The organism is Bacillus sp. SRB_331 (assembly GCF_003264175.1).
Classification (GTDB): domain Bacteria; phylum Bacillota; class Bacilli; order Bacillales; family Bacillaceae_G; genus Bacillus_A; species Bacillus_A mycoides.
Genome location: NZ_NADV01000051.1, coordinates 1 through 8,102 on the forward strand (window position 1 = coordinate 1; position 8,102 = coordinate 8,102).

An 8,102-nucleotide genomic window follows, 5' to 3' on the forward strand; every position below is an offset into this window, starting at 1 on the left:
TTCTTTTTCCATACTGATCACGCACCTTTTTTAGAGTCATACTATCAGTATGTCCAAGTTTAGGAGATTACTTGCAAGAGTCTTGCGATTTTTGCACCAGAACCATAATAAGTACACGTTTATTCTGATATTCACCCCAGTAAAAACATAAAAATACAGGTTGACTAATCGTAAGAAAAGCATACCTAACGGTATGCGACTTAGACAACAAAAGTACTTGAATAACATAGTAGAACAAGATCATCGCTTTATAAAGAAGCGAATCCGTTCTATGCTAGTTCTTAAATCTTTTGACACAGCTACATCCATCCTTTCTGGAGTAGAAGCCATGCATATGATTAAAAAAGAACAGATTGCTTTATGGAACCAGTCTGTCCAAAATCAAAAAGAATTCATCCATCAATTGTTTGGACTTGCAACATAAGATACGATTCCGTTAGGAATATATATGCTTTATTCTCTTTTGTTTTATTTTTGCACCAGAACCTTAAATACTTACATTCTCATATGAGATCTGGTACGATCCTTCCACATGTAGAAGGGATTTTCTTTAAAAGTAATGTAGAACCATTAACTTTTCATGCAGATTATGAATTTAAGCAAAAAGTAGTTCAAATGGCGGCGGATGCTGGTATTGGGCAAGAAGAATTCTTATTACAAGCAGTAAAATCCTATATAACAAATTTAGAGCAGTATTAAATACTAAAGCAAATAAAAAAAGAGAAAAACTAACTGAAATAGTTAATTTTCCTCTTTTTTTATTTGCTCAATTCAGACTGGATTTTTTTCTATAAATATATCAACATTTTATATATTCTTAAAACAAATAAATATATAAATCCTTAATTTTTACTGGAAATAACCAAATAAAATCATAAAAATACAATAAATTTATTGTTATTAGTAAAAATTATCTTTTTTTTCTTAAAATTATTATATTATATAATTAACGAATTAATTCTGGGGGTAAAAAAATGAGAAGCGATTTTTCACCTAATATACCAGTATATATACAGATAATAGAATATACAAAAATAGAAATCACATCTAGACGCTGGTCAATGGGAAGCAAAATTCCTACTGTACGCGAATTAGCTACTGCATTACAAGTCAATCAAAATACGATCCAACGTGCATTTCAAGAGCTAGAAAAAGAAAAGATTATTATAACGCGTAGAGGAATGGGGAGATATGTAACCACTGAGGAAGAAAGGATCAAAGAACTTCTTAACCAAATGATAACAGAGTTAATTGATAATTTTATAAATAATATGAAAAACTTAAATTTTAATGAAGAGACGATTCTTCTAAGTCTCCAGTCTGCATTATATGTTGATAATTTTAAATCATTAAATAAATAATATATGAAAACGTATATTTACAAAAGGCTGTAATACAAAGATGTATACTGAGAGCATCATTCACTTCATTTCTTTTGAAACAATAAAATGAAAAAACTCTCTATTTAATTCACTTTTAACCGGTGAATTAAATAGAGATGTTTTTTAAACAATATATATAATATTACTTTATGCTTGTCCATGCTATTTTAATAGCAATTCAACTTAAAATTTTGGCATCATACCACCAAGTGCTCCAAAAGCTACTGAGAAAATAAAGAAGATGATTGCAACTACCGTTGCCTGTTTTTTGCTTAATCCTGCTGTAATATGTAATCCTAATGCAGATATAACTAAAGACCATATTGTAAAGATTTCAATTGACTTCATAGCACCATGTAAAACGTCATTAAACGAAGTCAATAAAGGACCTAGCCCAGTATACATTTCTTCTCCTGTTTCTCCAATAATAATAGCCAAAAGACCATTTATAAATAAACCAAGTGTGGTAATAACACTTCCATACACTGAAATTGCTAATAATTTTTTAAAAGGTGTATCGTTGTTCATAAACATCATAAACACTTTATAAATAGCTGCAGTAATAAAAGCCCCTATTATAAAACCAATAGCTCCTGTAACAAATCCACTCCCTAATTGCCAATATAATGGGATATCTAAAACTGACTCTGCATTTGCTTTTTTACCTTCTGGAGACAGAATATAGGCATATGTATTAATTAGATATACAATACCGGTTAAAGCTGCCAATAGCCAGAGGCTTTTCCAAATGGCGTTACTATTTTTTATTCTTTCAAATTGCAAACTTGGAGATGTAATTATTCCGAATAACGATGGTTTTTCAACATTGACCTCTTGATCTTTAATATTTAATTCCATTTTTATAACCTCCATGTATTTATATACTACGCTCTGTTAGAAAGTTTATGTCATCTTATCATACATGTAACCTATTCGTAGCGAAGTGCTTCAATTGGGTCCAATTTCGCAGCTTTATTTGCAGGAATTAACCCAAAAATAATACCAAGTGTCATAGAGAACAACACTCCACCTACAACAACTTCCCATGAAACAAGTGGTGGCCATTTCGCATAAATAGACACAACATAAGCTCCCAAGTAGCCAAGAGCGATACCAATTAGTCCACCAATAAGAGTTACCATAACCGATTCAATTAAGAATTGTAGCAATATTTTACTGCGCGTTGCCCCAAGTGCTTTACGTACTCCTATTTCACGGGTGCGCTCTGTTACTGATACAAGCATAATATTCATAACACCAATTCCACCAACCACTAAGGAAATACCAGCAATACCACCAATAATCATAGTCATAATATTTGTCATTTGAGAAATACCATCTTGAAGTTCTTTTAAATTTGTTACCTCATATTTTCCTGTAAACTCGCTTGGCTTGCGGTCATTTAATACCTTAGACGCTTTTTTTCCTGCTATTTCTAAATCATCAACATTTTTTGCTTGTACGGAAATTTCTTGAATTTCATCTTTTCCATATAAGGTTGGCCATAGTGTAATCGGAATTAGAGCTTCTGAAGCTTCCATTCCCATAAAATCATTATCTGATTTATACGTACCAATGATTAGCATTGGTTGACCCTTAATTTCAATTATTTTACCAATAGGATTTTGCTTTTTGAATACTTTATTTTTCATTCCTGTACTAATCATGACCACATTATTTCCTTCGGTAATATCAGACTCCTGTAATGACCGACCTTTTAATACTTTCACTTGATTAACATTAAAGTATTGATTATCTAATCCTGTAATAGTTACCATCTCTTTTTTATCTTCGATATCCAGAGTTTCCATACTAGAATTTGTTGTAAGAACATGTGCCACTTCTGGGATATTTTTTACTTCATAAATGTCTTCCTCGGTTAACTTAGGTTGTTCTGTTTCAAATGAATTGTTAATATCTGGAGTGTAATGAATAGGAACAACATTATTCCCCTTACCAGCAAATAATGACTTTAATGTAGCCTCCCCGCCCTGTCCAATTGCAACCACAGTAATAATAGAAGATACACCGATAATAATCCCAAGCATTGTTAAAGCTGAGCGTAATTTATGGGAAAGAATAGAAGACAAAGCAATTTTCATACTATCTAGTAAACTCATACGGCACACCTTCTATCTTCTGTAATTTTCCCATCTCGCAATACAATACGGCGAGATGAATAAGCAGCTACCTCTTCCTCGTGCGTAACCATAACAATTGTCGTACCTTCTGCATTTAACTTTGTAAAAATATCCATAACTTGTCCACCAGATCTCGTATCAAGTGCACCAGTCGGTTCATCGGCCATAATGAACGTTGGATTATTAGCAATCGCTCTTGCAATTGCTACACGCTGCTTCTGTCCACCTGATAATTCATTCGGTAAATGATTCACGCGATCTGCTAATCCAACTTTACCTAACGCCTCTAAAGCACGTTTGCGACGCTCTGCTTTCTTTATCCCACCATATACGAGTGGAAGTTCAACGTTTTCCACTGCGGAAAGACGTGGTAATAAATTAAAGTGCTGGAATACAAAACCGATATATTCATTACGAATTAAAGCTAGTTTTGACTCGTCTGCCGTTAAGATATTCACATCATTCAGCACATATTCACCTTCTGTCGGACGATCTAAACAACCAATAATATTCATAAGCGTTGACTTACCAGAACCAGACGGCCCCATAATTGAAACAAACTCACCACTTTGAATTGTTAAACTAATACCGTGCAAAATCGGCACTGCCAATTTCCCTTGATAATACGTTTTAGCAATATTATTTAACGCAATCATTTCTCTTTCACTTCCATTCCGTCATACACGTCGTCGGAAGGATTTTTAACCACCTTTTGCCCCACTGTTGCGCCCTCTACAATTTCTGTCCAATCTCCATCAGTAGCACCTTTTTTCACATTTTTTTTATGAAGCTTTCCTTTTTCTTCGATATAAACAAATGCATCTTCACCTTTTTCAACAATGCTCTTACTTGGAACGGCGATCATCTTCTTATTCTCTAAATTTACTTGTAGTGAAACGTGATAACCTGGAGATAAACCGTCTTGACTATCAAGACTTGCTTTATATGTATATTGAGACATATTTTGAGTCGTCTCACCCATACCACCAGCTTGAGCCATCTCTGCGCTCGTTGGGAACTCACTTACCTCTGTAATCTTACCTGTCCACTTCTGCTTATTATTCGCTTTCGCAGTTACAGTGAATGTTTGATCTTTTTGAATTTGTGACTTCTGAAGCTCAGTTAACGTCCCTTGAACTTGAAACGGATCCTTAGAAGCAACTTGTAAAAACGCCTTTCCTTGACCGCCTAATGATTGAGATGAACTTTGTGCTGCATCTTTATCTAACTTTTGAACAACACCAGCAAAATTACTATAAATCGTAAGTTCTTTCTGCTTTTTATTTAACTCTTCTTTTTGTAACTTTCCTTTTTCTTTCTCAAGATCTGTTGTTTTTTGCGCTATTTCTAACTCACTTACTTGCTCTTCCATCGGATCTGTTACTTCTTTCCCAGCTCCACTATCTTTCGCCTTCTTAATTTCTTTCCTCAATGAATCAATCTTCTTTTTTCCTTGGTCATAACGCATATCTGCCATCTTCTGATCAAGCTCAGCTTGTTTCATTTGCAAGTTAATTTCTTCATTATCATAAGAGAATAACTTCGTACCTTTCTCTACCTCTTGTCCCTCTTTTACCTCAATATCTTTCACTTTCCCTTTAGTTGGATCCGCATAGAAACTTTCAATATTCCCAGGCTTCACCTGACCAGAAATTAACTTCGTATTATTCAGCTTACGCTCTGTCACTTTCTCAAAACTTACAGCATCAGCCGTTGTTGATGCGCCCTTCTTCTTACCTTGCATAATAAAAATATTAACTGCTGCCACAATAACAATTAACACAATAACTCCAATAATAATCCATTTTTTTGTTTTCTTCTTTTTTATATCTGCATTTGCTAACATAGAAATTTCTCTCCTTTTGTGGTTAATCTGCGTTTCAAATCTAATGAATTTAGAACTTCAAAATAAAACTAGATACTTATTTAAATATAGAATTTTATTTCATTTCTTTAGTTCTAACTTTCTTGTTTATATATTTTGTACTACTCCCATACCAATAGTAGTAATTTCTAGCTACATCCTTTGGAAGATCAAAAACTTTTGTTTTCTTAACTGGTTTAGCACGTATTGAAGATTGAAGTGTCGCAAGTCCAAATAGACGTTGTAGGCCGGATTCGACTATTTTTAACTCTTCTATATTTTTTCGATTTGTTATATATAGATTTGTTGAAAATCCTCCTCGTTGCAATTGAATGAATTCCCCATTAAGTTTGTAACCACTATAAAAACCATTCAATATTTGCGATGTGTTAATAAGTACGAATAATATTATTGGGATATACCAAAACTCTGTCCAAAAATAATAGGTAAGTATCGTACCTATAATCCAAATATAGCTTGATCTTACCATTTTTATAAAAATGGTATATTTGGGAACACCAATCATTTTTGTATCGATTTTAAATGCTGGCAAAATCTCAGGAATTAGTAATAAAGCTCTATTTTTATCTATAAGTGGAAAGAGTACTTTAGCAGTTCTCATCTCCTTATCTTCCATATCAGTAATACTTATAATTTTTACTTGCACTAAACCAAACCATCTTTTTAATAGATTAGTATTAATATTAATAGCTTGGATTTTCTCCTTTGGAATGGAAAATTCAGTTTTATTAAATACACCTGTCCTAATAAAAATTCGATGTTGATCAGAAGTAACTTGAAAGTTACCATATTGAATATAAGTCTTAATCATCCCATAAGCTAATGACATTATTAAAAGAATAAGAATGCCAAGACTCATTAGGAACCATGATTTTTGAAAAAAAGAGGTGATTTCATTTACATAGCCATCTATAGAAATAAAATCATTTATATTAGAGTAAACCTCTTGAATTAATGGAATCAATAAAAGTAATTTGAGTGACATAAGTGATTTAACCAATATTTCTTTAGGTGCCATTTCATAATGTTTATCTCTTGAAATATATTGAGGTTCTATTAACTCTACTTTCTGTATATCTGTTTCATTCTCTTTCTTTGGAATAAAATTAATATGTCCTAAATGCTTTTGTATCCGTGCAGCTTCTTCATAAGTTATCATTTCAAGCTTAATGGAAGATTTCTTTTCATTGGAACCAGTTTCTAATAAAAGTGATGTTAGTCCAAATAAACGATGAAAAAAATGCGTATTTTGACTAATACCTTGGATATGTTCTAATGGAATAAAACGATCTTCCTTAATGAAACGCCCCTCATAAATGTACATTTCTTTATCCGTAAATACATACTTAAAATGTTTCCAATCAAGAAATATTGAAACGAAATTATAAATTAGATAAACAACTCCTGCAGCTATACCACCAATCATAAAAATAGGGTTAGAATTTGAACTTATAAAAATAGCAAAAAAAACGATCCACAGAATAAGTTCTTTTATAGATTTAACTATGGAAAAGAGCATCCATAACGGATGCATTCGCTGAGCTATTTGTTCATATGCTAGTTCTTGTTTCATTGTATTATAGCCCTCCTATTTTATTCATTGATTTCACTAATTCCAGCTAAATATGCAATGTTTGCTCTTAATTCTGTTGCTTTCTTTTCAGAAATAGCAGGTATCTCATGCTCTGAAGCCATTGTACCTATTGTTAATGTAGACAAGCCATACTTTCGTAGTATTGGTCCTTGGTTTGTATTTACATATTGCACTTTGGCCATCGGTATTATTAGATGCTTTCTCATTAATACTCCTCCATGTTTTAGTTGAATATAATTTTCATCAATTTCATAACGCCATGTTCGTTGTCGATAAATAGGTATTATGGATAGTTCGAATATGGAAGAAATAATGAGTAAAGCAATAATGATATAACAAATAATGCTTACCCAGCTTTTCCAGTCATAATAATTCTGTAAAAATAAAAGAATTCCTAATATAGAAAGTGCAGTAGTATAAGTAATTACATCACTTATCCGCCATACTTTCACTGCATTTGGCGAGATTTTTTGTTGTGGTTCTTTTATCATTTTAATCTCAATCTCCTTTTTGATAATTAGTCGTATTAATAATCTATCTATTCTAAATTTTTGTTAAAGCCCACAGTAATTATTATACTTAAAAATATATCCATGTATAGATTTTTTTGGAATAAATACCGAAAACAATCTAAATATATAAATTTTTCTAAAAATTAAGTTGACATGATCTGAAAATTTAGATATATTTATAATCGCGAAAGCATTACAAAAAATTCATAAGGAGGTATATTATGGCTATTTTCATGAATATCGTAGCACAATTATCAGTTAGAGCTGCTGCATGGGCTTACGCTAACAAAGGTAAAGTTTTAGCTTGGATCAGAGATGGACTAGGTATTGACTGGATTATCAAAAAGATTTACGAATCGGCACAATAATAATTAGAGATTTTACAATTACTATATTAGGAGGTATGTATCATGGTTGCATTTTTAAGAATCGTAGGCCAATTAGGAGCTAAAGCTGCTTCATGGGCTTGGGCTAACAAAGGTAAAGTTTTAGGTTGGATCAGAGATGGACTAGCTATTGACTGGATTATCAACAAAATTAATGACATGGTAAGCTAATAATTAAAAATTTTACAATTACTATATTAGG

9 protein-coding genes and 2 pseudogenes are annotated in these 8,102 nt (G+C 32.2%); 5 read left to right on the forward strand and 6 right to left on the reverse strand.

Annotated elements, in window-relative coordinates:
* Positions 1-190 precede the first annotated feature (190 nt).
* The 3 genes and pseudogenes from B5P42_RS28090 to B5P42_RS28100 form a co-directional block, all read left to right on the forward strand.
* Positions 191-424, forward strand: a pseudogene (locus tag B5P42_RS28090) (DDE-type integrase/transposase/recombinase); the annotation flags it as partial.
* Positions 425-489: 65 nt separating this feature from the next.
* Positions 490-699, forward strand: a pseudogene (locus B5P42_RS28095) (helix-turn-helix domain-containing protein); the annotation flags it as partial.
* A 275-nt stretch (positions 700-974) separates the two neighbouring features.
* Positions 975-1,361 carry a GntR family transcriptional regulator gene (locus B5P42_RS28100; RefSeq protein WP_113735774.1) on the forward strand — a complete coding sequence of 129 codons (387 nt, stop codon included), beginning with the start codon at positions 975-977 and terminating at the stop codon, positions 1,359-1,361.
* Positions 1,362-1,565: 204 nt separating this feature from the next.
* Here B5P42_RS28100 and yknW read toward each other — a convergent pair whose 3' ends face one another.
* The 6 genes from yknW to B5P42_RS28130 form a co-directional block, all read right to left on the reverse strand.
* The gene (gene yknW / locus B5P42_RS28105; RefSeq protein ID WP_106102853.1) at positions 1,566-2,240 is read right to left on the reverse strand and encodes a YknW family membrane protein; all 675 of its coding nucleotides are present in this window, start codon (positions 2,238-2,240) and stop codon (positions 1,566-1,568) included.
* A gap of 71 nt (positions 2,241-2,311) precedes the next feature.
* Complete coding sequence (locus tag B5P42_RS28110) at positions 2,312-3,502, reverse strand: ABC transporter permease (RefSeq protein WP_113735775.1); 1,191 nt, start codon at positions 3,500-3,502, stop codon at positions 2,312-2,314.
* Positions 3,499-4,179, reverse strand: coding sequence for an ABC transporter ATP-binding protein (locus tag B5P42_RS28115; RefSeq protein WP_106102855.1), 681 nt, complete (start codon positions 4,177-4,179; stop codon positions 3,499-3,501). Before B5P42_RS28115 ends, B5P42_RS28110 begins: the two co-directional genes overlap by 4 nt.
* The gene (locus tag B5P42_RS28120; RefSeq protein ID WP_113735776.1) at positions 4,176-5,369 is read right to left on the reverse strand and encodes an efflux RND transporter periplasmic adaptor subunit; all 1,194 of its coding nucleotides are present in this window, start codon (positions 5,367-5,369) and stop codon (positions 4,176-4,178) included. The genes B5P42_RS28115 and B5P42_RS28120 overlap by 4 nt, the downstream gene beginning before the upstream one ends.
* Positions 5,370-5,463: 94 nt before the next feature.
* Positions 5,464-6,981 (reverse strand): PH domain-containing protein, encoded by a 1,518-nt coding sequence (locus B5P42_RS28125; RefSeq protein ID WP_113735777.1) that lies wholly within the window; start codon positions 6,979-6,981, stop codon positions 5,464-5,466.
* A 20-nt stretch (positions 6,982-7,001) separates the two neighbouring features.
* Positions 7,002-7,493, reverse strand: coding sequence for a PH domain-containing protein (locus tag B5P42_RS28130; protein ID WP_113735778.1), 492 nt, complete (start codon positions 7,491-7,493; stop codon positions 7,002-7,004).
* A gap of 242 nt (positions 7,494-7,735) precedes the next feature.
* Between B5P42_RS28130 and B5P42_RS28135 the strand changes: the two genes are divergently transcribed.
* Complete coding sequence (locus B5P42_RS28135) at positions 7,736-7,882, forward strand: aureocin A53 family class IId bacteriocin (protein ID WP_106102859.1); 147 nt, start codon at positions 7,736-7,738, stop codon at positions 7,880-7,882.
* Positions 7,883-7,924: 42 nt separating this feature from the next.
* Positions 7,925-8,071, forward strand: coding sequence for an aureocin A53 family class IId bacteriocin (locus tag B5P42_RS28140; RefSeq protein ID WP_106102811.1), 147 nt, complete (start codon positions 7,925-7,927; stop codon positions 8,069-8,071).
* Positions 8,072-8,102 lie beyond the last annotated feature (31 nt).